This window comes from Ciceribacter azotifigens (genome assembly GCF_048159625.1).
GTDB classification, from domain to species: domain Bacteria; phylum Pseudomonadota; class Alphaproteobacteria; order Rhizobiales; family Rhizobiaceae; genus Allorhizobium; species Allorhizobium azotifigens.
Genome location: NZ_JBLQTA010000020.1, coordinates 29,216 through 55,297 on the forward strand (window position 1 = coordinate 29,216; position 26,082 = coordinate 55,297).

Annotated in this window: 22 protein-coding genes; 9 read left to right on the forward strand and 13 right to left on the reverse strand. The window is 61.2% G+C overall.

Annotated elements, in window-relative coordinates; genetic code table 11:
- Positions 1–425 precede the first annotated feature (425 nt).
- From ACM6UT_RS20785 to ACM6UT_RS20800, 4 genes are all read right to left on the reverse strand, one after another.
- Positions 426–1,718: an ATP-binding protein gene (locus ACM6UT_RS20785; RefSeq protein ID WP_416799248.1), complete on the reverse strand. Its 1,293-nt coding sequence runs from the start codon at positions 1,716–1,718 to the stop codon at positions 426–428.
- Positions 1,719–1,765: 47 nt separating this feature from the next.
- The gene (locus ACM6UT_RS20790; RefSeq protein ID WP_416799249.1) at positions 1,766–2,428 is read right to left on the reverse strand and encodes a response regulator; all 663 of its coding nucleotides are present in this window, start codon (positions 2,426–2,428) and stop codon (positions 1,766–1,768) included.
- A 121-nt stretch (positions 2,429–2,549) separates the two neighbouring features.
- Positions 2,550–3,023, reverse strand: coding sequence for a hypothetical protein (locus ACM6UT_RS20795; RefSeq protein WP_416799250.1), 474 nt, complete (start codon positions 3,021–3,023; stop codon positions 2,550–2,552).
- 227 nt (positions 3,024–3,250) lie between these two features.
- Positions 3,251–3,868 (reverse strand): TetR/AcrR family transcriptional regulator, encoded by a 618-nt coding sequence (locus ACM6UT_RS20800; protein WP_416799251.1) that lies wholly within the window; start codon positions 3,866–3,868, stop codon positions 3,251–3,253.
- A gap of 144 nt (positions 3,869–4,012) precedes the next feature.
- On the opposite strand from ACM6UT_RS20800, the gene ACM6UT_RS20805 reads away from it, so the two are divergent.
- Complete coding sequence (locus tag ACM6UT_RS20805) at positions 4,013–6,049, forward strand: oxidoreductase (protein ID WP_416799252.1); 2,037 nt, start codon at positions 4,013–4,015, stop codon at positions 6,047–6,049.
- Positions 6,050–6,253: 204 nt separating this feature from the next.
- Positions 6,254–7,297, forward strand: a complete 1,044-nt coding sequence (locus ACM6UT_RS20810; protein WP_416799253.1) for a GlxA family transcriptional regulator — start codon at positions 6,254–6,256, stop codon at positions 7,295–7,297.
- Positions 7,298–7,697: 400 nt separating this feature from the next.
- Here ACM6UT_RS20810 and ACM6UT_RS20815 read toward each other — a convergent pair whose 3' ends face one another.
- Together ACM6UT_RS20815 and ACM6UT_RS20820 are read right to left on the reverse strand one after the other, a co-directional pair.
- Positions 7,698–7,901, reverse strand: a complete 204-nt coding sequence (locus tag ACM6UT_RS20815) for a cold-shock protein (protein WP_416799254.1) — start codon at positions 7,899–7,901, stop codon at positions 7,698–7,700.
- 386 nt (positions 7,902–8,287) lie between these two features.
- Positions 8,288–8,935: a TetR/AcrR family transcriptional regulator gene (locus ACM6UT_RS20820; protein WP_416799255.1), complete on the reverse strand. Its 648-nt coding sequence runs from the start codon at positions 8,933–8,935 to the stop codon at positions 8,288–8,290.
- A 101-nt stretch (positions 8,936–9,036) separates the two neighbouring features.
- Here ACM6UT_RS20820 and ACM6UT_RS20825 point away from each other — a divergent pair, with 101 nt between their 5' ends.
- From ACM6UT_RS20825 to ACM6UT_RS20835, 3 genes are read left to right on the forward strand one after another with little or no spacing between them, the layout of a single operon-like run.
- On the forward strand, positions 9,037–9,534 hold the full coding sequence (locus tag ACM6UT_RS20825) for a (2Fe-2S)-binding protein (RefSeq protein ID WP_416799256.1): 498 nt from the start codon (positions 9,037–9,039) through the stop codon (positions 9,532–9,534).
- Positions 9,531–10,589, forward strand: coding sequence for an FAD binding domain-containing protein (locus tag ACM6UT_RS20830; RefSeq protein WP_416799257.1), 1,059 nt, complete (start codon positions 9,531–9,533; stop codon positions 10,587–10,589). The genes ACM6UT_RS20825 and ACM6UT_RS20830 overlap by 4 nt, the downstream gene beginning before the upstream one ends.
- Positions 10,579–12,828: a xanthine dehydrogenase family protein molybdopterin-binding subunit gene (locus tag ACM6UT_RS20835; protein WP_416799258.1), complete on the forward strand. Its 2,250-nt coding sequence runs from the start codon at positions 10,579–10,581 to the stop codon at positions 12,826–12,828. Before ACM6UT_RS20830 ends, ACM6UT_RS20835 begins: the two co-directional genes overlap by 11 nt.
- Before the next feature lie 226 nt (positions 12,829–13,054).
- Here the strand turns inward: ACM6UT_RS20835 and ACM6UT_RS20840 are convergent, their stop codons facing one another.
- From ACM6UT_RS20840 to ACM6UT_RS20870, 7 genes are all read right to left on the reverse strand, one after another.
- Positions 13,055–14,878, reverse strand: a complete 1,824-nt coding sequence (locus ACM6UT_RS20840; RefSeq protein ID WP_416799259.1) for an ABC transporter ATP-binding protein — start codon at positions 14,876–14,878, stop codon at positions 13,055–13,057.
- Positions 14,879–14,943: 65 nt separating this feature from the next.
- Positions 14,944–15,885 (reverse strand): acetamidase/formamidase family protein, encoded by a 942-nt coding sequence (locus tag ACM6UT_RS20845; protein WP_416799260.1) that lies wholly within the window; start codon positions 15,883–15,885, stop codon positions 14,944–14,946.
- Positions 15,875–17,500, reverse strand: coding sequence for an ABC transporter substrate-binding protein (locus ACM6UT_RS20850; protein ID WP_416799261.1), 1,626 nt, complete (start codon positions 17,498–17,500; stop codon positions 15,875–15,877). Before ACM6UT_RS20850 ends, ACM6UT_RS20845 begins: the two co-directional genes overlap by 11 nt.
- A 53-nt stretch (positions 17,501–17,553) precedes the next feature.
- Entirely contained in the window at positions 17,554–18,474 is a 921-nt protein-coding gene (locus ACM6UT_RS20855) for an ABC transporter permease (protein ID WP_416799262.1), read from the reverse strand.
- A complete protein-coding gene (locus tag ACM6UT_RS20860; RefSeq protein WP_416799263.1) occupies positions 18,474–19,394 on the reverse strand; it encodes an ABC transporter permease in 921 nt (306 codons plus the stop codon). The genes ACM6UT_RS20855 and ACM6UT_RS20860 overlap by 1 nt, the downstream gene beginning before the upstream one ends.
- Entirely contained in the window at positions 19,357–19,965 is a 609-nt protein-coding gene (locus tag ACM6UT_RS20865) for an ANTAR domain-containing response regulator (RefSeq protein ID WP_416799264.1), read from the reverse strand. The genes ACM6UT_RS20860 and ACM6UT_RS20865 overlap by 38 nt, the downstream gene beginning before the upstream one ends.
- Entirely contained in the window at positions 19,962–21,116 is a 1,155-nt protein-coding gene (locus tag ACM6UT_RS20870) for a transporter substrate-binding protein (RefSeq protein WP_416799265.1), read from the reverse strand. The genes ACM6UT_RS20865 and ACM6UT_RS20870 overlap by 4 nt, the downstream gene beginning before the upstream one ends.
- A gap of 692 nt (positions 21,117–21,808) precedes the next feature.
- Here ACM6UT_RS20870 and ACM6UT_RS20875 point away from each other — a divergent pair.
- From ACM6UT_RS20875 to urtB, 4 genes are all read left to right on the forward strand, one after another.
- Positions 21,809–22,960 carry a transporter substrate-binding domain-containing protein gene (locus ACM6UT_RS20875; RefSeq protein ID WP_416799266.1) on the forward strand — a complete coding sequence of 384 codons (1,152 nt, stop codon included), beginning with the start codon at positions 21,809–21,811 and terminating at the stop codon, positions 22,958–22,960.
- Between the two features lie 42 nt (positions 22,961–23,002).
- Positions 23,003–23,668 (forward strand): ANTAR domain-containing response regulator, encoded by a 666-nt coding sequence (locus ACM6UT_RS20880; protein WP_416799267.1) that lies wholly within the window; start codon positions 23,003–23,005, stop codon positions 23,666–23,668.
- 220 nt (positions 23,669–23,888) lie between these two features.
- Complete coding sequence (locus ACM6UT_RS20885; RefSeq protein ID WP_416799268.1) at positions 23,889–25,136, forward strand: transporter substrate-binding domain-containing protein; 1,248 nt, start codon at positions 23,889–23,891, stop codon at positions 25,134–25,136.
- 60 nt (positions 25,137–25,196) lie between these two features.
- A complete protein-coding gene (gene urtB, locus ACM6UT_RS20890; protein ID WP_416799269.1) occupies positions 25,197–26,066 on the forward strand; it encodes an urea ABC transporter permease subunit UrtB in 870 nt (289 codons plus the stop codon).
- Positions 26,067–26,082 lie beyond the last annotated feature (16 nt).

Below are 26,082 nucleotides of genomic sequence, written 5' to 3' on the forward strand. Positions count from 1 at the left end.
CGCAAATCCCGCAAAATTGCAGGGTACAGGCTCATAAAGCTGCCGAGTTTTCCGGAATTTCCTTCCGCTCGCCGCGGCTTTGGGCGAAGACCATTTCAGGGGTCGGCGCCTGACCCACCAGGGCCTGGGCGACCGATGCGACTAACCGAGCAGGGGAAGCGCAATCTGGTTGATCGCGAGGTCGATCGCAGCACTCTCGTTATCGCCATCGGTGATAAACCAGGCCGCGGATAATCCTGTCCACGCGACGATCAATCTCAGCAGTCGCTCAGGCTCAATGCCCGTTACATCGGTTAGGATTCGCAGCCTCGCTTCCATCGAGGGACCATGCCATTGGTTGCGAGGGCGCAGAGGTGGAACATCATCTCTTCGGTCAGGATAAACCGACGCTTCCGGCAGTCGATTGGACCGAACGTAGAAGGATCCTATGTGCGGACGCTCCCGACGCTCTCCTTCCATAGGGGCAGGCAAACCTCAGCCACGAGTCCCGGGGCGCCGCTGCGCTCGCCGAGCGTGAGATTTCCCCCGTGATGCTCGGCAATGGCAACGACGATGGACAGTCCCAATCCGCTTCCGGGCGTTGTAGCGCCGTTGACCCGGAAGAAGCGATCCTTGACGCGCTCACGCAGCTCCAATGGTATGCCCGGTCCGGAGTCCTCGACGCGCAGAAGCAAGTGGTCATCACGCCGTGACAACTGAACGGTAACCTGCGCACCCTCAGGGATGTACCGCAGAGCATTGTCGACGAGATTGCGCACCATGACAGCCAGAAGATCGGCATTGCCCCGAATGATGGCGTCGAAGCCAGGCTCCACTTCGAGTGCCAGGTCGATATTGCGCGCGACCGCCTGTGGCGCCATCATCGCAACCGTGTCGCGAACGAGGTCAACCATGTCGATCGGTTGCGCTGACTCCCCTGTCGTGCTGTCGTCGATCCTGGCCAGGGCCAGGAGCTGCTCGACGATGCGTGTGCCGCGATCTACGCCGGTGAGCACTTCCGAGACTGCCGCGTGGCATTCAGCGATATCGTCGGTACTCCTCGCAACCTGTGCATGCGCCCGGATTGCGGCAAGCGGCGTGCGCAGCTCATGGGCAGCGTCGGCGGCAAAGCGCCGGTCGCGCTCCCGGGCCGATTTGATGCGGGCGAAGAGCGCATTGAGTGCTTCGACCAGTGGAAGGACCTCGGTCGGAGCGGATCGCGAAGCGAGTGGCGAAAGGTCCGTTGGCGATCGCCGTCTGACACCTGCCGTCAACCTCTCCAGTGGTCCAAGCCCCCATCGCACAAGAAGCCATATGACGACGGCGAGTACCGGGGCGGCGATCCATACCGGGTGGAGAATATGGGCTGCAATGCGCGCGGCAAAGCTTTCGCGAACGGTTTGTCGAACCGCCACCTCGACCCGGATGCCGGCGCCGTCGCCCGCACGATAGACGCGCCAGTCCTCGCCATTGTTCGTGATGTTGCTGAAACCTGCGCGCCAGTCTCCTTCCGGCGGGTGGGTTCCGCCGGGGGCTTCCGCGGTCAGGATGCGGTACGAGAGCCGCTGTTCGGGTCTGCGCTCGGCTGCCAGAACCTTCGGAATGAGGTCCGGAGGAATGTGTTCAACCAAGCCAAGCATCATCTCGGCGGATTGCTGGAGGTGCTCATCGGTTACCTGATCGATCAGGCTGCTGGTATCATGGTAGGTAAAGAAGGCAGTTGCCAGCCAGGCAGTCACCAAACTGCCGCAAAGTGACAGGACAAGGCGACGACGCAAGGAACCTGTCATGGCGCGGCCGGAATGATGTAGCCGATGCCGCGCATGGTCCGTATGACCTCCGGGAACAGCTTGCGTCGCAGATTGTGAATGTGCACCTCGACGGCATTGCTGTCGATCTGCTCGTCCCAGCCGTAAAGCTGTTCTTCCAACTGGCTACGCGTCATGACGCGGCCTGCATGCATCATCAGCCCTTGTAGGACAGCAAATTCACGATTCGACAGAAGTACGGGCGTTCCATCCAGCGTCACAGTATGGGCTGCCGGGTCGAGTGCGACGCGACCGGATCGGAGAATTGGCATCGCCTCGCCCGCCGACCGGCGCAGCAGTGCACGAAGTCTGGCGCGCAATTCCTCCAGGTCAACGGGTTTGATCATGTAATCGTCCCCGCCGGCATCGAGGCCGGAAACGCGCTCTGCAATTGTGTCGCGCGCAGTCAGCACTAGAACAGGCGTCTTGTCGCCTGCAGCCCGCCTCCGTCGCAGGAGGCTCAAGCCATCCATGCCCGGCAATCCGAGATCCAGAACGACGACATCGTAGCTCGTCGTGGCAAGAGCGGCATCGGCATCATTGCCATCGCGAACCCAGTCCACGGCAAAACCGCCCTGACCAAGGCCCGCCACCAGACCACGGCCCAACAACGTGTCATCTTCGACCAGCAAGAGCCTCATCACATCCGCCATAGGCAACACTGTTCGTCAAGACTGTGCCTGCCTGAGGGAGCCCGCCAGACAGGCACTTCTCCAGTCTGGCAGTTCCGGCAGGCTGGCACAATCCATCGATGGCCGACGGTCACTCGAGCGGCTGCCAGTTGGGATGCTCGAAGTATGTGCCATAGGCGTTCAGCGCCTGCACCATCCGGACTGCGCCGCTGCGCGGATCGGTGTCGCCTTCCAGTTCCGCCACCCCGTCGAGCACATGCCCCAGGACGATGTGAAACTGCTCATCCACTTCGGGTGCAAGCTTGCAGTTTGTCACCATGAAGTCGACCTGTGCCTGCACCTCGGAGGCAAGCGTCTTATAGTCTGCCGCTGGCAAGCTGCCGTCGTGGATGGCGGGGAGCCGCGTGGCGAGCGCGCTGCGGATACCGTTCATGCCTTTCAACATGTTCTCGTCGCCTTGCCATTTCGCCTGGCCATTCAGCGTCAGATCGATCGCTGCACTCTGGTGACCCTCATGGGAGGTGGTTGCAGCCCAGGATGGAGTGCTCCACGCACCAAGCGCGATAATCAGCCCAGGCAAGATCAGATGTCTACGGAAGTTCATTTTGGGATTCCTTTCGATGCTCGCGGAATTTCTTGCCGCCAGATCGGGATAGCGCGCTCAGCTTATGGCTCGCTTAAATGCCGGAAATTTTCCTGGCAGACCGGATCATGCACGGCCTCACGGCGCCCAGCGTCGTGCGACGGCATTGCCGTGTGGAACAGACGTAGACTTGCGGGGGCGTGTCTCCCTGCGGAACGGCCTTCGTTCGAAGCGAAATGGTGGCGGCGCTAACGGTGCCGTGCGAAGAAGCGGTCGAGTTCTCGCTGCTCGGGGATCTGGCCGGTGTGGATCTCGATGTATTGGGGAATGCGCTGCATGCGCAGGGCAAGGTCCTCCTGCGTCTGCATCGAGATGTATCCGATCTGGACCAGGTAGGTCGCGCGTGCACGCACGTCCGCATCCTGCTCGCCAAAGCCGAAGCGCATGAACATCCGGGTAAGGGCATCCATTCTCGCCTGGTCGGCCTTCCGTACTTCTGCCAGGACCTCCGGCGACTGCAAGGCCCAGCTGCGCACGGCAAACTCGAACTGGGAGTCGAACGATTCCCGGTTCAGCCAGCAGTCGAAGACGTTCAGCATGGCCTCTACGAGCGATTCCGCGTAGGCCTCCGACTGCTTCACGAGACTGCCCGTGTTCTTTTGTCTCCATCGCGCGATGAGGGCGTCCAGAAGCTCCTCGCGATCCTTGAAAAACCAGTAGAAGCTGGTCCGGGAGACGCCGAGCCGCTTGGCGAGCGGCAGGATCTTCACGGAATCGACGCCACCCTCGAGCAGGGCGTCGTAGGCCGCAGCGAGCCACCCCTCATACGAGCCTTTCCATCCACTCTCGCTTGTCGCCTGTTCCATGACAAACCGTCCTATCAAACACGGCTCGGCCTTACAACATAATGTGCAGCAGCGTCGATATTATATACGGCACTGTTTCATATCTTGACACTTATGTACATTCACTCCTAACATCGGCAGGTCCACACGACGGGAGCCTTTCGCATGTCGAACGACCCTCTGCTTCAGCCGTTTCAATTGAAACACCTGACGCTGCGCAACCGCATCATCGTTACCTCGCACGAGCCCGCCTATCCCGAAGACGGCATGCCAAAGGGTCGTTATCGCGCCTACACGGTGGAGCGGGCGAGGGGCGGCGTGGCCCTGACGATGACGGCCGGCTCCGCCGCCGTTTCCAGGGACAGCCCACCGGTCTTCAACAATCTGCTGGCCTATAAGGACGAGATCGTCCCGTGGATTCGGGAAATGAGCGATTCCGTCCACGAAGAGGGCGCGGCAATCATGATCCAGCTCACCCATCTCGGGCGGCGAACACGCTGGGACAAGGGCGACTGGCTGCCCATCCTTGCTCCGTCCCATCACCGCGAGGCGGCGCACCGTGCGTTCCCCAAGAAGATCGAGGACTGGGATATCGAGCGCATCATCAGGGACTTTGCCGATGCTGCCGAGCGCATGAAAGCGGGCGGCATGGATGGGGTCGAACTGGAAGCCTACGGCCACCTGATCGACCAGTTTGTCTCGCCGCTCACCAATGAACTCGACGAACCTTACGGCGGCTCGCTCGACAATCGCATGCGCTTCTGTTTCGACGTCCTGAAAGCAATCCGCAAACGGGTGGGCGACGATTTTATTCTCGGCGTGCGCTACACCGCCGACGAGTGTCTTCCCGGCGGGACGGGAAAGACCGAGGGACTGGAGATCTCCCGCAGGCTCAAGGAAAGCGGTCTCATCGACTACCTGAACGTCATCCGTGGGCATATCGACACCGACCCCGGCCTCACCGACGTCATCCCGATCCAGGGCATGGCGAGCGCGCCGCATCTCGATTTCGCCGGCGAAGTCCGGGCAGTGACGAACTTTCCAACCTTCCATGCCGCGAAAATCCAGGACGTCGCGACGGCCCGTCATGCGATCGCCGCCGGCAAGGTCGACATGATCGGCATGACCCGTGCACACATGGCCGATCCGCATATCGTTCGCAAGATCATCGACAAACGCGAGGACGACATCCGCCCCTGCGTCGGCGCGAACTACTGTCTCGACCGCATCTACCAGGGTGGTCTTGCCTTCTGCATACACAACCCGGCGACAGGCCGCGAAGAGACGATGCCACACAAGATCGCCAAGGCGCCGCAGCGCAAGAAGGTGGTGATTGTCGGGGCCGGCCCCGCCGGTCTGGAGGCAGCACGCGTCGCAGCCGAACGCGGCCATGAGGTCGTCGTCTTCGAAGCCGCGAACGACCCCGGCGGCCAGGTCCGCCTGACGGCACAGAGCGAACGCCGCCGCGAGATGATCGGCATCATAGACTGGCGCATGAGCCAGTGCGAAAAGTGCGGCGTCGTCTTCCATTTCAACACCTGGGCGGATGCGAAGACCGTTCTGGGGGAAACCCCCGATGTCGTAATTGTCGCGACCGGTGGGATGGCGCACACGGAGGTTCTCTCGAAAGGCAACGAGCTTGTCGTCTCCTCCTGGGACATTATTTCCGGAGATGTGAAGCCGGGCGCCAACGTGCTCGTCTATGACGATGCCGGCGATCATGCCGGCCTGCAGGCGGCAGAGATCATTGCCAAGGCGGGCGGCAAGGTCGAGATCATGACCCCGGATCGTTCCTTCGCCCCGGAAGTCATGGCGATGAACCTCGTGCCATACATGCGTTCGCTGCAAAAGCTCGATGCGACCTTCACCGTTACCTATCGCCTCGAGGCAGCTGAGCGGAACGGCAACCAGATCGTCGCTCATCTCGGCAGCGACTATGGCGATATTTCCAGGCAACGCGTGGTCGACCAGATCGTCATCAATCATGGCACCATCCCGCTGGATGACCTCTATTTCGACCTGAAGCCCGGTTCGAAGAACCTCGGTGAAATTTCCCATGACGCGCTGCTGTCGGGAGCGCCCCAGACCATCGAGCGGAATCCGCAAGGCAGATATCAGCTCTTCCGGATCGGCGATGCGGTTGCGGCTCGCAACACACACGCCGCGATCTACGATGGGCTGCGCCTCGCTAAGGACCTCTGAGGTAGATCCGCGAGCGATGGGCGATGAAGAGGGGTTGAACGTGCAAGCGCCATCCGATCGTGGCACCGTCCTGTTGACGATCGCCATCCCGTGGCGCATGGATTTGAAGATAGGCGAGCAATGAACGGAAAAACCGGATTTGATGGACGGAACGAACCATTGATGACCGTTCCTCCGCAGACATCGCCAGCAAGAGAAGATGTGATGGGACAGGCCGGTCAGCTACGCGCGTCCGACGGGGCATCGCCGGTGCCCCGCCTGAGAATTGGCTTTGTTCTCTCAAGGTCGTTCACGCTTTCGGCCTTCGCGCTGTTTGTCGACACCCTTCGACTGGCGAGCGATCAGCTCGACCGGTCGGGCAGGGTTCTGGCAGACTGGCAGGTTCTTGGCAGCACCCGGCACCTGATCAGCTCGAGTTGCGGTATTCAGGTCGCTCCTACCTCCGACTTCGTCGACCCGCGTCAATTCGACTATATCGCTGTGGTGGGCGGGCTTCTCAGCGTCAAGCAACCGGTCGACAACGAGACCGTGCAATTCCTCAAGGACGCAGCGTCGAAGCGGGTGCCGTTGATCGGCCTTTGCACGGGAACCTTCATCCTGGCCGACGCAGGCCTGATGAAGGGACATCCGACCTGCGTGAGCTGGCTCCACTACCAGGAGTTCCGCGAACGTTTTCCCGATCTCGAGGTTCGAGCGGACCGGTTGTTCAACCTGGACCGCAGGCGCGGCTCGTGTGCTGGAGGAAGCAGTGCCGCCGATCTTGCCGCCGCACTCGTCAGGCGGCACATCAGCCGGGATGCGGAGCGCAATGCGCTCGAGGTCCTGCAGATCGAAAAGGCCCGCACCCAGTTCGACATCCAGACGCGGCAGCCGCTCCGCGAGTATGTCAGCGATCCCCGTGTCGCGGCTGTCCTGATCATCATGGAGCAACATATCGAGGCGGGGATTTCGATCGAAAAGCTCGCGGCACAGGTCGGTCTCTCCAGGCGCCAACTCGAGCGTGTGTTCCAGGAGAAGGCAAAGATGTCGCCCGCCACGGCATTCCGTCGTCTTCGCATGGAGCGCGCGCGGCAGATCTTGCTTGCAAGCGAGAAGCCGATCATCGAAGTGGCTTTGGACGTCGGCTTTGCGAGCACCTCGCATTTCACCAGGGAATTCCGACGAACCTATGATCGGACGCCCGCTGAAGTGCGGGATACAGCGGCCCGGGAGCGTAAAGAGATGCACGAGACGGCGTCTCGCCGGTGAAACTCGGTTGGGTGCGGAGAACGCCTCGGCATCCACGATCCGCCAAGGCCGAGACACGGATCGAAAGAAAAGAGGAGAATCGCGAGTCCGATCAGGAGGAACGGGACATGTTGATGGTGCCACCCACGAGCGCCGCGAGGCCGATCACCTAACCGACATTCGCCCTGTAAAGTCATAGATCAAGCGCTTCGGCGCCGCGTCCGCTCTCAGTGTCATGGATGTTGCATAAGCGATCGGCCGATAGCGTCAGATTTGAGTTTTCAGGGCACCAGCGCCTCGATTCGGGTGCCGGCCAGCACTTCAAAGCCCGTCCGTCGACCCGCTTCGCGGGTGATGCCTGTTCATCTCGTTCGCTGATCAGCCGATCTCAGCATCCGCGTTACGGGGATGGAGCCGCCGACTAGACGGCCCTGACGTTTTCTGCCTTTGACTTTCCGGTCTTGCGGTCCTGACCTAGCTCGTAGCTAACTTTCTGCCCGTCTCGAAGAGGAACGGAGCCCTCCACCGCCGACACATGGACGAACACATCTGCGCCGCCATTGTCCGGTGTGATGAAGCCATAGCCCTTGTCCTGGCTGAAAAATTTGACGATACCTGTTGCCATTGTCTTCCTCTTCAACTGAGCGGCTCACACGCCGCGAGCCGAAGCTATTTCCGAACGCGCGCGTGCGCAAGCTCTTGTCGGCACCCGCGACGATTACGAGGGGCGCCGGCGCTGGATCAATGGGGACTCGAGCATTCGAGGTCTGCGGCACGGCGGCGATAGCGCGACAGCGGGTGAGGGACAGGCGAGGCGGCCGCACTGCCATACCTTGCAATCGCGCAACGGCTGAGCAGACGCACCGCGTTGACCGTCCCGCGGTACTTCACCGAAATTTGGAGTGCGGATCGCGACTGGACTTTCTCGCTCTCGCTCTCGCTCTCGCTCTCGCTCGGCCAACGCATGCGACCCACCGGCGGAGTGAGGCCTCAAACACGCAGGGCCCAGACTCAACGCTTGCGCATCCCGTCGACAAAAATGTCAACCATCCGCAATGCCGTCGGCTGCCAATCGCCAGGTCCCTGCGAGTAGAAAATGCCGATCAGCGTCCGAAACAAGTCCTCAGGCAGCACGTCGTCGCGGACCTTGCCGGCACTCACGGCGCGCCCGAGCAAGAGGCGGATCGCTCCGACCATCCGCTCCGACGAATAGGCTTTGAGTTCGGATGACCCGGCCGCCGCAAGCTGCAGTGCCTGAATCATTCCTTTCTTCGTCGCCGCGAGCCGTACATTCGCCTGCAGCCAGCGCTTGAGGGCATCAACCGGATCCGTTTCCGCGGCAAGCTGCTCGGCCAGATCGGCAAGCAGGTCCACTTCATGTCGGTAGACCGCCTCGAACAAGCTGTCCCGCGTTGGAAAATGCCGATAGAGCGTACCTATCCCAACCCCGGCCCGGCGTGCCACGGCCTCCAGGCTGGCGTGCTGCCCCCCCGCACTGAAGATCTCCGTTGCGGCCTCGAGCAGACGCTCCCGGTTGCGGATTGAGTCTGCCCGCAGTCGCCTTGTCTTTCCGTCTCGTGGTTCCATATTCGTAGACAGGATTTTTCCTCTTGATAAACGGAGGATGCCTCCGTATAAATCGATCAGCCGGACAATCATAGAGCGATCCGGCCGTGGCGCCTCATCTGCGCCCGTTTTGCATTCCCGCCGATCCGGCGGTCCTAATCCATATATCCCACGATCACTGAATGGAGTATCCCATGACACTCTCCATCAGCCTTACCATCAATGGCCAGCCGCGCAGTATCGCTGTCGATGACCCGCGTGTGACGCTGCTCGATCTCCTTCGCGAGAGGCTTCATCTGACGGGGACAAAAAAAGGCTGTGACCGCGGCCAGTGCGGTGCCTGCACCGTCCTTGTCGATGGACGGCGCGTCAATGCCTGCCTTTTGCTCGCCGTCAGTCTCGACGGTGCCGAGATCACCACCATCGAAGGCCTTGCCGAGGGCGAGGCCTTGCATCCGCTCCAGCAAGCCTTCATCGAGTGTGATGCCTTTCAATGCGGCTTTTGCACGCCCGGGCAGATCATGAGTGCCATCGGGCTGATCTCGGAAGGCCATGCCGGCGACGACCCCGAACGCGTCCGCGAACTGATGAGCGGCAACCTCTGTCGATGCAGCGCCTACCAGGGCATTACGGAAGCGATCCTTCAGGCGCAGCGGACCCTCGCAGAAGAGAAGGGGAGGGATGCAGCATGAACAGGTTCGACTATATTCGTCCCGCGAGCATTGCTGACGCGGTGGCAGCCGTTGCGGAGCCCGGTGCCACCTATCTCGCAGCCGGTACCAATCTTCTCGACCTGATGAAGGTCGGTGTCTCTCGACCCCGTCGCCTGGTCGACATTTCCCGGCTTCCCGGCCTCGACTCCATTGAGTGGCAGCCCGACGGCAGCGTTCGAGTGGGCGCCATGGTCCGCAATTCCGATCTTGCCTATGATGCCCGTTTCGCAGAAACGTTCCCGGCAGTCTCGGAAGCCCTCCTGTCCGGAGCCTCGGCGCAGATCCGCAATGTGGCAACGGTCAGCGGCAACTTGATGCAACGCACGCGCTGCGCCTACTTCCAGGATGCCGCCAGCCGCTGCAACCGGCGTGATCCGGGATCCGGATGCGATGCGCTTGAGGGCGAAAACCGTCTCCACGCGATCCTCGGCTGGTCCGAACATTGCATTGCAACGCATCCCTCGGATTTCTGCGTTCCGTTGGTGGCATTCGATACGGTCGTCGAGGTCGAAGGCCCGGAGGGAAAGCGGACGATCCCGTTGGAGACCTTCCACTGTCTGCCGGGAGAGACGCCTGAGAAGGAGACGGCCCTCGCGCCCGGTGAACTCATTACCGCAATCCATCTCCCTGCAGAGGCGGCCCGGTTCAAAGCCAACGCCCGTTACCTGAAGCTTCGGGAGCGCACCTCGTTCGCGTTCGCCGTTGTCTCTGCCGCCGCGGCACTCGATCTTCAAGACGGCGTAATTCGGCAGGCACGACTCTCGCTGGGCGGGGTGGCCGCCAAGCCGTGGCGCGCTCGTGAGGCGGAGAAGGTTCTTGTTGGCAGTTCGCCCGGTGTCGAAGCCTTTAGCCGCGCCGCTGAGGCAGCGCTCGAGAGTGCAAGCCCCTCCGGTGACAATGCCTTCAAGATCGAACTGGCGCGACGGATCACAGTGCGGGCGCTTGCCCTCGCGGCAGAGGGAACGCCGGGAGTCATGGCTGCCTTGCCGGGTTCGCCTTTTTCAACAATTCCGGGAGTGAGCCATGTCGCTTGATGTTCCATCTGCTCAGATGACCCGCTACGGCTCCAACGCCGGCCAGCCGCTTACCCGCCGGGACGGGCTGCTCAAGGTGACCGGCCGCGCAACCTATGCCGCCGACAACCATCCCGAGGGCCTGCTCTACGCGGTCACGGCTGTCAGCACGATCGCACGCGGCCGCGTGACATCGCTCGATGTCGCTGCAGCCAGGGCTCATCCTGGCGTTGTCGAGGTCCTCACACCGGAAAACCGGCCGCCTCTTGCACATGATCCCGATGACAAGATGCCGCCTTTCGGCTTCCGGATCGAGGTCCTGCAGGACAACACAGTACGTTATGCCAACCAGCCGATCGCTCTTGTGGTGGCGGAAACGCTCGAGGCCGCAACCGAGGGCGCCGCGCTGCTCAAGCCGCAGTATGAGGTCGCGGTGCCTCGCGTCAGCCCCGGCAACGGGGCCCGTTTCGATCCGCCTGCCGTCGGCGTCGGCGGTCTTCCGAAGGTCGAGCATGGTGATGTCGAGGCCGGGCTCGCGGCCGCCGCCAGGGTGATCGAGGGCGAATACGAGACCCCGGCCCAGTACCATAACGCCATGGAACCCCATGCGGTGGTGGCCGAATGGCATGGCGACAAGCTGACGCTCGACATGCCGAACCAGGCGCTCGCAATGAGTTGCGCGTCCTACGCGGCCTATTTCGGCATTCCGGCGGAAAACGTCGTCATCCGCTCTCCCTTCCTCGGCGGCGGCTTCGGATCGAAGGCGATCCTCAATGGGCCGCAGATGCTGGCGATGATCGCCGCCCGCATGCTGAAGCGGCCGGTCAAGCTCGCGCTGAGCCGCGCGCAGATGTATGGCCCCGTCGGACACCGCGGCAATACCTGGCAGACACTGCGGATCGGGGTGGATGAGCGCGGGCACCTCACCGCACTTAATCACCGGTCCATCTCCGCGACGTCTTCCTTCGACGACTTCCTCGAACCCGCGGCCAATGCATCCACCCACCTCTATGCAAGTCCCGCGCTGCGCGCCGAGCACGAGGGATTGAGACTGGACGTCGGCACTCCGGGCCCGATGCGGGCGCCGGGGGAAGCATCGGGATCTGCCGCGCTGGAGGTGGCGATGGACGAGGCCGCCGAAGCCGCGGGCATCGATCCTCTGGAGTTCCGTTTGAAGAATTATGCCGAGACGGAGCCGGGCACAGGACGGCCCTATTCCTCCAAGGCGTTGCGGGAATGCTATGCCGAAGGCGCCAAGCGCTTCGGCTGGGCATCTCGCCCGCTCGCCCCGCGCCAGATGCGCGACGAAAACGGCTTTCTGGTCGGCTGGGGCATGGGGACCGCGCTGTTTCCCTGCCCACACTTCCCTGCCGAAGCCCGAGCCACGCTTCGCGCCGACGGGACGGCTCTAGTGGAAACGGCCGGAGCGGACATGGGGCAGGGGGCGTGGACGGCGCTTGCGCAGATCGCTGCAGAAGCCCTTGGCCTCGACCCTGACCGGGTCACATTTCATTCGGGGGTGTCGACGCTGCCGAACGGCGGAGTGGCGGGAGGTTCGGCCCACACGGCAAGTGCGGGCCTTGCGCTTCACAACGCCGGAAGGGATGCAATCGAAACGCTTGCGGCATTTGCGACCGCCGACCCGGCGTCTCCGCTCTTCGGCGCCGGCAATATCGGTGTTGTCGCCCGGAACGGGAGGCTTCACCGTCGCGATGACGAGAGGCGCAGTGAAAGCTATGTGGAGATCCTCAAACGCGCCGGACGATTGGAAGTCGTTGGAACGGGCCAGTCCGCCCGTGATCCAGAACATGCCCAGTCCTATGCAATGTACTCGCACGGCGCAGTCTTTGCCGAGGTGAAGGTGGACCCCGATCTCGGGCAGGTCCGCGTGGCGCGCCTTGTCGGCGCGTTCGCCGCGGGCCGGGTCATCAATCCGCGGCTGGTCGAAAGTCAGTACTTCGGCGGCATGATCTGGGGAGCCTCCTTTGCCCTGCACGAGGAGGCGATCGTCGACCATCGTACCGGTAGGGTCATGAACGCCGATCTGGCCGAGTACCGTGTTCCGGTCAATGCCGACATTCCTTCGCTGGAGGCCATCCTCATCCCCGAGGAGGACCCTTACGTGAACCCTCTCGGAGTAAAGGGCGTCGGAGAAATCGGCATCACCGGCACGGTCGGGGCCGTCGCCAATGCCGTATGGCATGCGACCGGATTCAGGGTACGCAAGTTCCCGATCCGCATCGAAAACCTCATCGCCTGAGGAGGAGGCCAAGAGCGGATTGTGCGGATGAGATCCTCCGACCGGCCATGGCTGGCTGTGTCCGTGGCCGCGGAAGCTGACCTTTCGCGCAAACTGTCAACGATGGCTGACCAGGCGCCGCGTTCCCGGACGTCGATTGCCGGCAGCATCTGAAATCTCAGGTGCAGGCGCAACGCACCGGGTCCGGCGGCTGGCTCGCCCAGCCGCTGCACCACGGTGGGGCCCGTCAGGCTGAACGCGATAGCGACAGCCTGGAGACGAGGTGGCCGTTCCCGACATCATCGAAGGCGTTGTTCTCGGGGATATAATCCAGCGGCCGGATCGGACTTTTGAGCTCTCGAACATTTTCGTTGTAAAGCCGCCGCTCGCGCCGCGGATCGGGAACCGGCACGGCACTCATAAGCTGCCGGGTATAGTCATGCTGCGGATTCTCGAAAACTTGACGACGACTTCCGATCTCGACGAACCGGCCCATATACATGACCGCGACGCGGTGGCTGATCTGTTCCACCACGGCCATGTCGTGCGAAATGAAGAGGTATGCGATGCCCGTCTCGTTCTGGATGTCCTGGAGCAGGTCGAGGACCTGCGCCTGAATAGAGACGTCGAGCGCCGAGACGCTTTCGTCCGCGATGATTACCTTGGGTGACAGCGAGAGCGCCCGGGCAATCGAGATGCGCTGGCGCTGGCCGCCCGAAAATTCGTGTGGGTATCGATTGATCTGGCCCGGGGATAGGCCAACGCGCTTGAACAGGTACTCCACCCTGTCCTTCAGTTCCGAGCCGGACGAAACGCCGTGAATGATTAGTGGCTCGGCCACCAGGTCACCGACCCTGAATCGAGGGTCGAGCGACGCGTATGGATCCTGGAACACCATCTGTATGTCGCGCAGCACGGGCGCCATCCGGCGTCGGGAAAGCCCGCTCGTCTCTTGGCCCGCGATCCTGACGGAGCCGCTCCACGGAACGAGGTTCATGAGCGCCTTGCCGGTCGTCGACTTGCCACAGCCACTTTCGCCGACCAGGGCCAGGGTCTCGCCCCTGTGGATTGAGAAGGTCAGCCCTTCGACTGCATGCACGCGGTTGACCGGCCTCTGGAGAATGCCGCCCTTGATGTCGAAGCGGACGGTGAGGTCCGTCACGTCGACGATCGGGGCGCGTGCCGGTACCGGGCTTTCGGCAAGGGCTTCAGCTGCAAGAGGCTTTGCACGCTTGGGCGTGTCAGTTCCCTCCATCTCCCCAAGCTTGGGCACGGCCGCAAGCAGGCTATGGGTATAAGGGTGCTGGGGATTCTCGAAGATGTCGCGCACGGTACCGTATTCGACCGCCTTTCCGTGACGCATGACCAGCACGTGATCCGCCATTTCCGCGACCACGCCCATGTCGTGCGTGATCATGATGACCGCCGTGCCCCGTTCCTTCTGAAGGTGGCGGATCAGGCTGAGGATCTGTGCCTGCACTGTCACGTCGAGGGCGGTGGTCGGTTCGTCTGCGATGAGGATGTCGGGCCCCTGCGAGAGCGCAATTGCGATCATTACGCGCTGGCGCATTCCGCCGGACAGCTCGTGCGGATACTGGCCAAGACGCCGCGATGCGTCGGTGATCTGCACCTGTTCCAGCAGCTTGCGCGCTTCCGCGAGCGCCTGCCGCTGACCGATCGCCCTGTGTGCCATGATGGCCTCGGTGAGCTGGCGGCCGATCGTCAGAACGGGATTGAGGGACGTCATCGGCTCCTGAAAGATCATGCCGATTTCGCGACCGCGGATGGCACGCAGCCGTTCTTCGTCAAGGGTCATCAGATCCCGGCCCTTGAACATCACCTGTCCGGCCGACACACGCGCCATCGGTTTCGGCAAGAGCTGCATCAGCGACAGAGCGGTCATCGACTTTCCCGAGCCGCTTTCTCCGGCGATGCACAGCGTTTCACCGCGTAAGAGATCGACGCTCAATCCGTCGACAACGGTCTTGGCGCCGCTCGGCGTCGCGACCTGGGTCGTCAGGCCTCTGATCGAGAGAAGCAGGTCGGAGGAAGTCTTGGCTTCAGAGGTCATGGCACACGCGAAAGTTCACGGGGAAATGGCTGGCGGCCGCGGACGATCCGCGGCCGCCGTCGGTCTTACTCAAAGACGCTGCGCGGGAAGTAAAACGAGACCACCCAGTTCGGCATATCGACAATCTCGCTGATGCGTAGATCGCCGCAGACCGAGCAGAGCATGTAGGCCTCTTCCGCCGGTATGTTCTGGGTCTGGACCAGAAGATCGACCATGTTGGCGACTGCGGCCCTTGCACCTTCCATCAGGTCCGGACCGATCCCTGTCGTCACCTCGTAGCCCTTTGTGTCGAGGTGACGGGTGACCGGGCCCGGCGTTGTAAACCGCGGCATGGCAAGCCTGGTGTCTTTGACCAGATCGAGCGTCACGGTCACATTCATCTGGCTTTCGATCGCCGTACCACAAACCTCACCGTCGCCCTGTGCCGCGTGGGTGTCTCCGATCGAGAACAGACCGCCCGAGACCTCGACCGGCAAGTACAGTGTCGTGCCGGCCGTGATGTCTCGAATGTCAAGATTCCCGCCGACCCGACGGGGCGGCACGATGCTGTGCGGCCCAGGCTCTGCGGGGGCAAGGCCTATCGTGCCGGCGAACGGCTTGAGCGGGACGCGGCCGTTCTTGCCGTAAAGCGCCGGTTCCATCGTCTTCTCGTAGGTCCAGAGAAGAAGAGCCGGATTCTTGAACTGGTCCGCGAGCAGGCCAAAGCCAGGGATATTGGCGGTCCAGCCAAAGCCTGAAGGTTCGAACTCGTGGATGGTGACCTTCAGCACGTCGCCGGGCTCGGCCCCATCCACGTGGATGGGGCCGGTGACCGGATTGACCTTCGAAAAGTCCATCGACGATACGTCCGCGACGGTGCTTTCGCGCGTGTAGTGGCCGGCGCTGCTGTCAAGGCACTCGAAACGGATGGTCGAACCGGGCGCTACCTTTTCGACCGGAGCGATTGCATTGTCCCACCCGAAGTGATGATGGCGGCCGTGGATCGTGTAGTTGCAGTTATTGCACATCTTTTGCGTACACCTGGTCATAGTTGACGGGAATGTGGACCGGATCGACGAAGATTGCGTCCGGACCGCCGAGGCGTTCGGAGCGGATCGTGAACCGCTGCTCGTTGAAGACAGGCACCCAGGGAGCATCCTTCATGATGTCGAGGTAGATCGAGCGCCAGGCTTCCTCACGCTCTCCTGCCTTGGCTGGATTGGTGATCGAGTCCGCCGCCGTGGCGCGCGCATCCAGATCCTTGTTGCAATAATAGGACCAGTTCCAGCCGCCCTTTACGGCGCCGGCGCAGCCGAGAATCGGTCCGTAAAAGTTGGAAGGATCCGGGAAATCGGCAATCCAGGCCATGCCGCCAGACCAGACCATGGGTGCCTGGTCCGGTTCGCCGCCGGCCGCGATGACGTTCGCCTGTGCGAGCGACTTGATTTCGGCCTTGATACCGACCGCAGCGAGATCCTGCTGGATGGCCTGCGCGATACGCGGATTGGGATCGGTGTTGTAAACGTAGAGCTCGGTGTCGAAACCATCCGGATAACCCGCATCCGCCAAAAGGGCCTTGGCGCCGTCGACGTCGAACTTGTAGCCCGCGAAGTCCTTTGCGTAACCGGGCATCGAAGGTGGCAGCGGCTGCGTTGCCGGCACTGCCCGACCGTTGATGATGCGGATGATCCGGTCCTTGTTGATCGCCATATTGACGGCCTGTCGCACTTTCACGTCATCGAAAGGCTTCATGGTCGTTTTCATGGTCAGATAGCCGGTGTGCAACTGGCCGCCCTCGACGATCAGCTTCGCATAGTTCGGGTCGTTCTTGACCTCGAGAAACTTCGCCGGAGGAATGCCGTCACCTGCAATGTCCACTTCGCCGTTCTGCAGGCGCAGCAGCGCCACGACAGGCTCCTGGCCGACCTCGAAGGTGATCTGGTCGAGCTTCGGCAGACCCGGTTCCCAGTAGTCTTTGTTGCGCTCGAAAACGAGCTTTTGTCCCAATGTCCATTCTGCAAGCTTGAAGGCACCGGATCCGACCGGGTGCTTACCGAAGTCGGCGCCCCATTTTTCTACCTCTTCCTTCGGGACGATCGAGGAGAAGTTTAGCGCCATGACATGGAGGAAGGTAGCGTCAGGCCGGGACAGTTCGAACTTGATCGTGTAGGGATCGACGACGGTCACGCCTTCCAGCGTCTTGGCCGAGCCGTCGGCCATCTTGTCGAAGCCCTTGATGGAACCGAAGAAGCCGGCGCCGGGGCTCTGGGTTTCCGGGTTGGTCACGCGATCGAGCGAATACTTGACGTCGTCCGCGGTCATTTCCCGGCCATTGTGGAACTTGACGCCCTTGCGTAGCGTGAACGTGAAGATCTGGCCATCCTCGGAAATGGTGTAGGTTTCAGCCAGAGCGTTCTTCAACGTCGCGGTTCCTGGCTCATAGCTCATCAAACCATCGAAAAGGCTCTTGATCATCGACCAGTTCTGCCAGTCGTAGCCGATCGCCGGATCAAGTGTTGCGACATCGTCCTTGTATGTGACGACCATCGAGCCGCCCTGCTTGATCTCCTCGGCATTGGCTGCCTGGAGAGCGGGTGCGGCAATCGCGAGGGCCGCGACGCCGGCGAGAAGTAGCTTGCGCATGAGAAAATTCTCCTCTGGTTGGTTTCTTGGTTTGTGCCGCCCGACGGCCGGGCTCAGCGGATCTTGATGCGTGGATCGATCAAAGGTGCGACGAGGTCGGCGATCAGATTGCCCACGACGATTGCGCAGGCCGAGACCAGGGTCACACCCATGATGATCGGAATGTCCACTCGCTGGATCGCCTGCCATGCCAGCTGGCCAATGCCCGGCCAGCCGAACACACTTTCCACCACGACGATGCCGGACATGAACATTCCGATGTCGATGCCGATCATGGCGATGACGGGGAGGATGGCGTTGGGCAGAGCGTGGCGAAACAGAATGACGCGGCCCCTCAGTCCTTTGGAGCGGGCGGTGCGAATAAAGTCTTGCCGAAGCACGTCGATCATCGACGAGCGCATCATGCGCGCGTACCATCCGGCGCCGAGGATGCCGAGCGTCAGCGAAGGCAGCACGAGATGCGAGAAAGTGCCGTAGCCGCCGATCGGGAACCATCCGAGGAGGACCGAGAACAGATAGAGCATCATGATGGCGACCACGAATTGCGGCGCCGACACGCCCACGAACGAAAATAGCATCAGCGCATTGTCGAATGCCGACCCACGCTTCAAGGCGGCAATGAGCCCAAGCCCGATGCCGATTACGAGCTCGCAGACGATCGCGCTTGCCATGAGCAGGAGGCTCGCTGGAAGTCGGGCAGCAATGAGTTCGGCAACCTCGGTCTTCTGCAGATAGGAGCGACCGAAATCGCCCTGCAGCAGCCCGACGGCATAACGCAGATATTGCTGATAGAACGGGAGATTGAGCCCCAACTGCTCCCGGATATTGGCGACGGTCTCGGCTGTTGCACTGCGGCCGGCAATCTGGCGCGCCGGATCAGCCGGCAGGAGATAGAGGAGTGCAAAGGTAACGAGACTGATGCCGAGAAGGATCAGCACTGACTGCAGAAGGCGACGAGCAATATAGGCGACCATCAGTGATGCCCCTGCTGCGTTGGATCGAGAATGTCACGCATGGCGTCTCCGACGAGATTGAAGGCGAGGGCCAAGAGAATAATGGCCAAACCGGGAATGAAGACGAGCCACGGTGCGCTGGTGAAGTAGGTCTGGTTCTCGAAGATGATGTTGCCCCACGTTGCAGTCGGCGGCTGCACCCCGATGCCGAGAAAACTGAGCGTTGCCTCCAGCAGGACAGTCGTGGCGATCCCGAGCGTGGCGTAGACGACGATCGTCGGGGCGAGGTGCGGCAGAATATGTCGGGTCAAGATCCGCAAGGTGCCGGCGCCCAGAGCTCGTTCGGCCTCGATGAAATCCCGAGAGGCGAGTGAACGGACTTCGGTATAGACGACGCGTGACATCTGCACCCAGTTCACCATCGCAATCACCATGGCGACGATCAGCAGGCTCGGCCGGAAGATCGCGGCGAGCACAATGGCGAGCAGCAAAGCGGGAAATGCCATCATGAGGTCGGTGAAGCGCATCAATGCCCCACTGACCCAGTTCCGGAAATAGCCTGCGGTGATCCCCACGGCCGACCCGATCAGGACGGCGACCCCATTGGCAATCACGCCGATGATCAGCGAGGTCTGTGCGCCGAAGATCAGCCTGCTGAGAAGGTCCCGCCCTACGAGATCGGTACCGAGCAGGAACTTCGCGTTCGGTGCGAGGGGCGCGCCTTCGAGCGTCAATCCGTCAAAGAACTGCTCATCCGGGTTATAGGGCGCAATCCACGGCGCGAAGATGGCTGCAGACACGATGACAGCGATGATCATCAGTCCACATGCGGCGAGCTTACGCTTCAATAGTCGGCGCAGGACGCCCCGCTCGGCGGGCGCGGCGGGCGGGGTCGTGGAAAGATCATTGGCCACGGCGGTACTCGTTGTTTTCTGAAACATTGGCAAGGATGCGAAGGGCGGCATCGTCGATCGTGAGACGCTGCTCCATCGCCTGACGGCGCAACATCTGGTAGGCAGATTCCGCTGAAACCGCGTGGCGAACCATCAAGACGGCTGTCGCTTCAGCCAAGGCCTCGCGTCTGGCCACACGTTCTTCGAGACTTGCAACTCTCTCCTCCAATTCCTTGCGGCGGCGAAAGGCATGGGTTGCGATCACGAGTGCTGCATAGACACCTGAACTGCCGATCGGCTTCAGCAACTGGGCGTCGGCGCCGTGGCTGACGGCCCAGGTGACGCGGCCGGGAGCTTCCGAACCGATCAGGGCAATGGTCGGGATGGGAGCTTCGCCGGCCGCCCAGACGAATTGTTCATCGTAGCCCATGTCGGCGTCGAAGAGCAGGATGTCGAACTCACCGAAGGTCTGCGGTGGCCGGAGTTCGGGCCAGCAGGTCACGGCAGTCATCCCGATGCGGGCAAACTGCCGCTCCAATGCTTCCGTATTGGCGTGTTCGCGATGGAGAATGAGGGCGCGAAAGCCTTCGAATGAAGGTGTCGTATAGCTACTGATCACTTGACGATCCTCAAACGAGACTGCGGGACGGGGGAAGCGCTGCTGATCTGCAGATTGGCGCGGGTCAGGAACGGATCGGGCGCAATGGTCGACGTGCCTTCATGCACGAGCCTGTAGCGTCCCTCCGCTGTCGCTTGGGCGATGTGAGCCCTTGCGTGAATGTGATTGTTGCCTCGATCGATTCGAAGAGTACCAAGCGGCGTCTCCACCGCCCCCACTTTCACCGCCTCGAGCACGTCCATGGCCGGGCCACCGGCGCTGACGGCCAAGCCATGCGCGATCAAAAGCACGGCGCTGTAGGCCTGGGCAAAGAGGGCCGAAACGCCGTCCTTGCGGCTCTCTTCGTCGAGACCGGCAAGAAAGGATCGGTTTCCCGCTCCCGGCATCGCCTCGAAATAGGTTGCGCAGGTCAGATGGCCGTCCGCGGCCGGCGCAATCCTCGCGATTTCGTTCTCGCAGAGATTGCAGCTGAGTGCCGGCTTGTTTGCAAAGCTCGGATCTTCCGCGATCAATCGATGATAGGCTTCCAGGAAGGCATAGGAGGATGGACCGATGAGAGAATTCAGGATGAAATCTGGGCGCTTGCGACGGATCTCTTCGATGATGCGATCGATGTCGGTGTCACCGATCGGAACATGTCTCTCCCCGAGCACGGTTCCGCCCGAACGCGTCACCACGTCACGCGCAAGGCGGCAAGTCTCCCATCCCCAGACGTAGTTGGAACCCAGAAGGAAGGCCTTGCGGCCGTAGCTGGGCAGCACGTGCTCAAGCAGTAACAGGATGTGCTGGTTGGCGCAGGCTCCGACATAAACGACGTTCTCGTTTGCTTCAAAGCCCTCATAGACGCAGGGGTACCAAAGGAGCGTCTGCGTCTTCTCCATCACTGGAATGACCTCCTTGCGGCTCCAGGACGTCGTGCACCCGACGATATGCTGGAGCGATCTACCGCTGATGAGATCGTAGGCCAGAATAGCATAACGGTCCGCATTCCCTTGTGGATCGGCGACAGCCGGGGCAAGAGCGAACGGGAGGTCACGACGATTGACCTCCTCTATGCCGGCCATCGCTCCGCGGAATCCCTGTTCGCCAAGCTCGGCATAAGGGCCGGAGCGCGAAAACAGGACGCCGATCTCGATAACATTCTTTGACAATTTCGATCGCTCCAAAAGCGAAAAAACCCCACAGGGGATGTTCTCCCCGGTGAGGCTCAAGTGCCCGCTTCCCTAGATTTACACTGAATAAACGGCTTGGGCTTGCGCCTGTCAAGCCGTTTTTGCGCAAACTTTGGAGTTGCCTATTATTTATGCGCCAGGCTTCCGTGCAAGGCAGCTAGACCAGCTTTCAAAGAGCAATCGGACGGGCAAGGGCGTCATGTCGTGATGGTCGCGGTGTAGTCCGGCGGCCCAGCAATCCAAGTAGGGTGCGAAGGGAGACTAACCTGGATCCTTCGTACGGAACCAATTCTGGCTACGGATTTCCCGTTGCGTTGCCTTCGTGGGAAAGGAATGGAAGACGCTGAAGGCATCGCAGTCGTGATGGCGACATGAATTGACCAAATCACCTCGTGTTGACATTCCGCATATCTCGATCCTATCGTGACGAAACGTCAGGTCGGTGACGGGCGGCAAGGCTGCCGCCATACTTCTGAGCGCAATGTCGCCTCCTATGCCTCGCATCCTTCCGAGGCTGGGAGGTTTTTTGTTTTCTCACGAGAGAATGAAAACAAGCGCGACAGCAGAATCCGGGCGGACGGTACTTCGGCAAGCTGTGACGATGAGGCGACAAGACCTTAACAGCGCCAGCCGACAAAAAAGGGGATCAAGAACAGGGATGAACACAGAAAATGGGAGCTACCAACCGAAACCAGCGAAGTTCCGCGCCGTGGCGCGTCGGTGTCCTCTTCTCGAAGACCGGATTCATGTCGGTTATCGAGGAAACACAGCTGCGCGGCACCCTGATAGCCATCGATGAAATCAATGATCGCGGCGGCGTCAATGGGCGCCCGATCGAGCCCGTGGTCTACGATCCAGGCTCGGAAGTTCGCTCGTATGGACAATATGCCAAACGCCTGATGGTCGAGGACGGTGTCAGCACGATCTTCGGCTGTTACACCTCGTCGAGCCGCAAGGCGGTTCTGCCGGTCGTCGAGCGGCTCGATGGTCTCTTGTGGTATCCGACACTCTACGAGGGCTTCGAGTTTTCGCCGAACGTCATCTACACCGGCGCGACGCCGAACCAGAATTCAGTGCAGCTTTGCAGGGCGCTGATGAGTCAGTTCGGGAACCGGTTCTTCTTCGTCGGTTCGGACTATGTCTACCCACGCGAATCCAACCGCGTGATGCGCGAACTAGTGCGCAACAACGGTGGCACCGTCGTCGGCGAGCGCTATCTGCGGCTCGAGGCCGATCGCAGCGAATTCATGCCGCTCGTGCGCGAAATCAAACATGCTCAACCCGACGTCATTTTCTCGACGGTGGTTGGGGAATCCACCACGTTCCTTTATCAAGCCTATCACGACCTTGGCCTAAATCCGAAAACCGTGCCGATCGCGAGTCTTACGACGACCGAGGCGGAAATCCGCGCGATGGGCTATGATGTGGGCGAAGGCCATTATACGGCCGCCTCCTATTTCCAGGGCGTCGACACTGCGTGCAACAGCAGCTTCGTCAGCTACTACCAGAAGCGATATGGCGAAGACGAGCCAACCAACATGTGCCTCGAGGCGTCCTATTTTCAGGTGAACCTTTTCGCGCGCACGCTTGAGCAGACTAATTCGCTCGATACAAGGCAACTGCGCACCTCTGTGATGGGGGCGGAGTTCGAGGCGCCCCAGGGCTGCGTTTCGATCAATCCAGTCTGGGGGCACGCCGACGTCTGGACGCGCATCGGGCGGGCGAATCGCCATGGCCAATTCGACATAGTGTCCCAGTCGGCGGCAAGCGTGAAGGCCGATCCGTATCTTATCGGCTACGGCCGTTGTCTGGAGAATTGTTGAATGCGAATGATGGGAATGGGTCGTCTCGGGCGGGAGGAACAAATGCCTGACATGTCGAGGGCAGACTACGGACATGACCGCTGGATCGGAGGCCAGATGCCGGAAAACCGGGCGGGAGCGGAAGAGCGCGTCCCCAAACAAGGCGCTTTACCTGCCGAATTCACCGTTGCTGTCATCGTCGAGCGGGACGACAACGGAGAATTCCTGATTCGGGAACTGCAGCGCCAGCGCGTCGCGGTCCGGCACATCTGGCCGAAGCCGGCACAGATCCCGCTGCAGTATGATGCGATTTTCTGCCAGCTGTCGGACGATCTTCCGCAACGCATTCCCTGGGTGCCAGGCGAGCCGTCATCGGCGCTGATCCTTGTCGACGATGGCAAGGCGCCACTCAATTTAAAGCTGATCCATAATTGTGCTGCACATGGTCTGCTGCACTACCCGGCCACCTCGCGGATGATCCAGTCGGTGCTAATGCTGGGGCGCGAGCATTTCCAGTACGAGCGGCGCCTCCGCGGGCGGATCGACAAGCTCGACGAGAATCTAAGGACGATGCGCCTCGTCGAGCGGGCGAAGGCGCTGCTCATTCGGCTGAAGAACCTCAGTGAGGAGGAGGCTTACAACTTCCTTCGCAAGCAGGCGATGGAGAAACGCGTGACGATCGGGGCTGTCGCTGCGGCGGTGATTGACTCCCACGAACTTCTCAGTTAGCCTTTCTCTACTGTACGCAGCAATGGAGCTGCGCGCATCAAGGGTGACGAAACCCCCGCAAGTCCGTGGAAACGGAATGCGGGGTTTTTTGTTTTTCTACATGACCTAGCGCATTCCCGCGGCGAGGGCGCCGCAGTTAAATCCAGAGGCGAAGAGGCCCCGACACGTCCGTCCTTCCGACGGAGCAGTGCGGGGCCTTTGTTTTTGATGGAGACAGAGGGTGAACAAGAACAGGCGTGAATTTCTCAAGACCGGCGCGGCAGTAAGCGCATTCTCGCTGGTCGGCTTTCCACATATCTGGTCAAAGAACTCCTCGCTGGCCTTCGCACAGGGCGGCGAGATCAAGGTCGGGGTTCTCTTCTCGCTTACGGGGACGACGGCGATCATTGAGGAGTCGCTCAACAAGGCGACGCTGATGGCGATCGAGGAGATCAATGCGAGCGGTGGCATTAACGGACTGAAGATCACACCGGTAATCGAGGACCCCGCCTCCGATCCGGCGACGTTTGCGGAAAAAGCCCGCAAGCTGGTGCTCAGTGACCGCTGCGTTTCCGTCTTCGGCTCCTATACATCCGCGAGCCGCAAGGCGGTACTTCCGGTCTTCGAGAAGCAGGAGAACCTGTTTTGGTATCCGACGCTCTATGAGGGGCGCGAATGCTCGAAAAACGTAATCTATACGGGCGCAGTCCCCAACCAGCAGCAGGACGACTTTGTTCCCTGGCTCGTCGAGAAGTTCGGCAAACGCTGGTACTTGATCGGCTCTAACTACATTTATCCGAAGGAGGAGAACAACTACTGCAAGAAGCTGCTCGAAGGGCTCGGCGCTGAAGTCATTGCAGAGGAATATGTGCCTCTCGGCCATTCCGAATTCTCCTCCGTCATCAACAAGTTCCGCTCGGAAAAACCGAACGTCATCTTCTCGACGGTGGTGGGTGACTCTGTGGTCGCGCTGCACCGACAGTACCGTGCTGCAGGCCTTGACCCGGCGACGATGCCGATGGCTAGCCTCACCACCTCGGAGAACGAGGTGGCGGCGATGGGGGGCGATGCAGCGGCGGGCCACTTTACCTCGGCGCCGTATTTCATGGTCTTCGATTCCCCCGAGAACCAGCGCTTCGTCGAGGCCTACCGGTCGCGGTGGGGTGGCGACAAGGTCACGCACTTTGTATCAGAATCTGCCTACTTCCAGGTGCACCTTTTCAAGCAAGCTGTCGCGAAGCTCACGGCGGGCGACATCAACCCGCTCACCATCCGCGAGGCGGTGAAAGGAGAGGAGTACAAGGCGCCGCAGGGCCTCGTGAAGGTCGAGTCAGAAAACCTGCATTGCTGGCTGCGTCCGAAGATCGGTCAGTGCAAGCCAGATGGGCAATTCGATATTCTGACGCAGTCCGCCGACTGGCTCGAGCCCAATCCCTACAGTGCTTACCCCAACCAGAAGTGCACCGTCGAAGGCCTCAAGCAGATTTGATCCCACAAGCCGCCGGCGACTGATTGTCGGTCGCCGGCCAAACCTGCGGAGAAGGTGGAGATGGATTTCGTCGTTTCACAAATTCTGACCGGTCTCAGCCTGTCGTCGATCCTGCTTCTTGTAGCCCTCGGGCTTGCGATAATCTATGGGGTCACCGGCGTCATCAACCTTGCCCATGGCGAGTTCGTGATGCTTGGCGCCTATTGCGCCTGGCTGCTCCAGACCGAGTTTGGTTGGAGTCTGCTACCGAGCCTCGCCGTGGTCTTCGTGCTGATTGCCGCCCTTGGCTGGCTGATAGAGGTTACGGTGATCCGTCACCTCTATGATCGGCCGCTCGATACGATCCTCGCGACATGGGGGCTCGGCGTGATGACCCAGCAGATCGTTCGGCTGACAGCCGGCGGCGAGCTTCGCTATGTGCAAATGCCGCCGTCGCTCTCCGGCAGTGTCGATATTCTTGGGGCGACAGACTCGGCCTACCGGCTCTTCGTTCTTTCGGTGGCAGTCGGCCTCTTCCTCATTACCTGGTGCATATACCGCTACACGTCTTTCGGGCTGAAGCTGAGGGGGATTACCCAGAACCGTGCCATCGCGTCGAGCTTCGGCATCAATTCTGCTGCGGCGTTCCGGCTGACCTTCGCCTATGGGGCGGGCATCGCGGGGCTCGCCGGAGCGCTGATCTCGCCTTTGAAGAGCGTGTCGCCGGAAATGGGCACCACCTATGTGGTGGATGCCTTCATGGTGGTCGTGCTCGGCGGGGTACAGAGCCTGCTCGGCACGTTGGCAAGCTCGGCCGTGCTCGGCGAGACTACGGGCCTCATCGCCTTTTACAGCAACGATACGATCGCCAAGGCGCTCGTTCTCCTCGCTATCGTCATCGTCATCCGGTTCCGGCCGCAGGGCCTGTTCGCCCATAACGTCCGCGCCTGATTCCCCGGCTAAAGAG

Bases quoted from the DNA above. Each gene is read 5' to 3' on its own strand.
- ACM6UT_RS20790 (WP_416799249.1), bottom strand. From the start codon at position 2,428: ATGAGGCTCTTGCTGGTCGAAGATGACACGTTGTTGGGCCGTGGTCTG.
- ACM6UT_RS20795 (WP_416799250.1), bottom strand. From the start codon at position 3,023: ATGAACTTCCGTAGACATCTGATCTTGCCTGGGCTGATTATCGCGCTT.
- ACM6UT_RS20800 (WP_416799251.1), bottom strand. From the start codon at position 3,868: ATGGAACAGGCGACAAGCGAGAGTGGATGGAAAGGCTCGTATGAGGGG.
- ACM6UT_RS20805 (WP_416799252.1), top strand. From the start codon at position 4,013: ATGTCGAACGACCCTCTGCTTCAGCCGTTTCAATTGAAACACCTGACG.
- ACM6UT_RS20810 (WP_416799253.1), top strand. From the start codon at position 6,254: ATGGGACAGGCCGGTCAGCTACGCGCGTCCGACGGGGCATCGCCGGTG.
- ACM6UT_RS20815 (WP_416799254.1), bottom strand. From the start codon at position 7,901: ATGGCAACAGGTATCGTCAAATTTTTCAGCCAGGACAAGGGCTATGGC.
- ACM6UT_RS20820 (WP_416799255.1), bottom strand. From the start codon at position 8,935: ATGATTGTCCGGCTGATCGATTTATACGGAGGCATCCTCCGTTTATCA.
- ACM6UT_RS20825 (WP_416799256.1), top strand. From the start codon at position 9,037: ATGACACTCTCCATCAGCCTTACCATCAATGGCCAGCCGCGCAGTATC.
- ACM6UT_RS20830 (WP_416799257.1), top strand. From the start codon at position 9,531: ATGAACAGGTTCGACTATATTCGTCCCGCGAGCATTGCTGACGCGGTG.
- ACM6UT_RS20835 (WP_416799258.1), top strand. From the start codon at position 10,579: ATGTCGCTTGATGTTCCATCTGCTCAGATGACCCGCTACGGCTCCAAC.
- ACM6UT_RS20840 (WP_416799259.1), bottom strand. From the start codon at position 14,878: ATGACCTCTGAAGCCAAGACTTCCTCCGACCTGCTTCTCTCGATCAGA.
- ACM6UT_RS20845 (WP_416799260.1), bottom strand. From the start codon at position 15,885: ATGTGCAATAACTGCAACTACACGATCCACGGCCGCCATCATCACTTC.
- ACM6UT_RS20850 (WP_416799261.1), bottom strand. From the start codon at position 17,500: ATGCGCAAGCTACTTCTCGCCGGCGTCGCGGCCCTCGCGATTGCCGCA.
- ACM6UT_RS20855 (WP_416799262.1), bottom strand. From the start codon at position 18,474: ATGGTCGCCTATATTGCTCGTCGCCTTCTGCAGTCAGTGCTGATCCTT.
- ACM6UT_RS20860 (WP_416799263.1), bottom strand. From the start codon at position 19,394: ATGTTTCAGAAAACAACGAGTACCGCCGTGGCCAATGATCTTTCCACG.
- ACM6UT_RS20875 (WP_416799266.1), top strand. From the start codon at position 21,809: ATGGGAGCTACCAACCGAAACCAGCGAAGTTCCGCGCCGTGGCGCGTC.
- ACM6UT_RS20880 (WP_416799267.1), top strand. From the start codon at position 23,003: ATGCCTGACATGTCGAGGGCAGACTACGGACATGACCGCTGGATCGGA.
- urtB (WP_416799269.1), top strand. From the start codon at position 25,197: ATGGATTTCGTCGTTTCACAAATTCTGACCGGTCTCAGCCTGTCGTCG.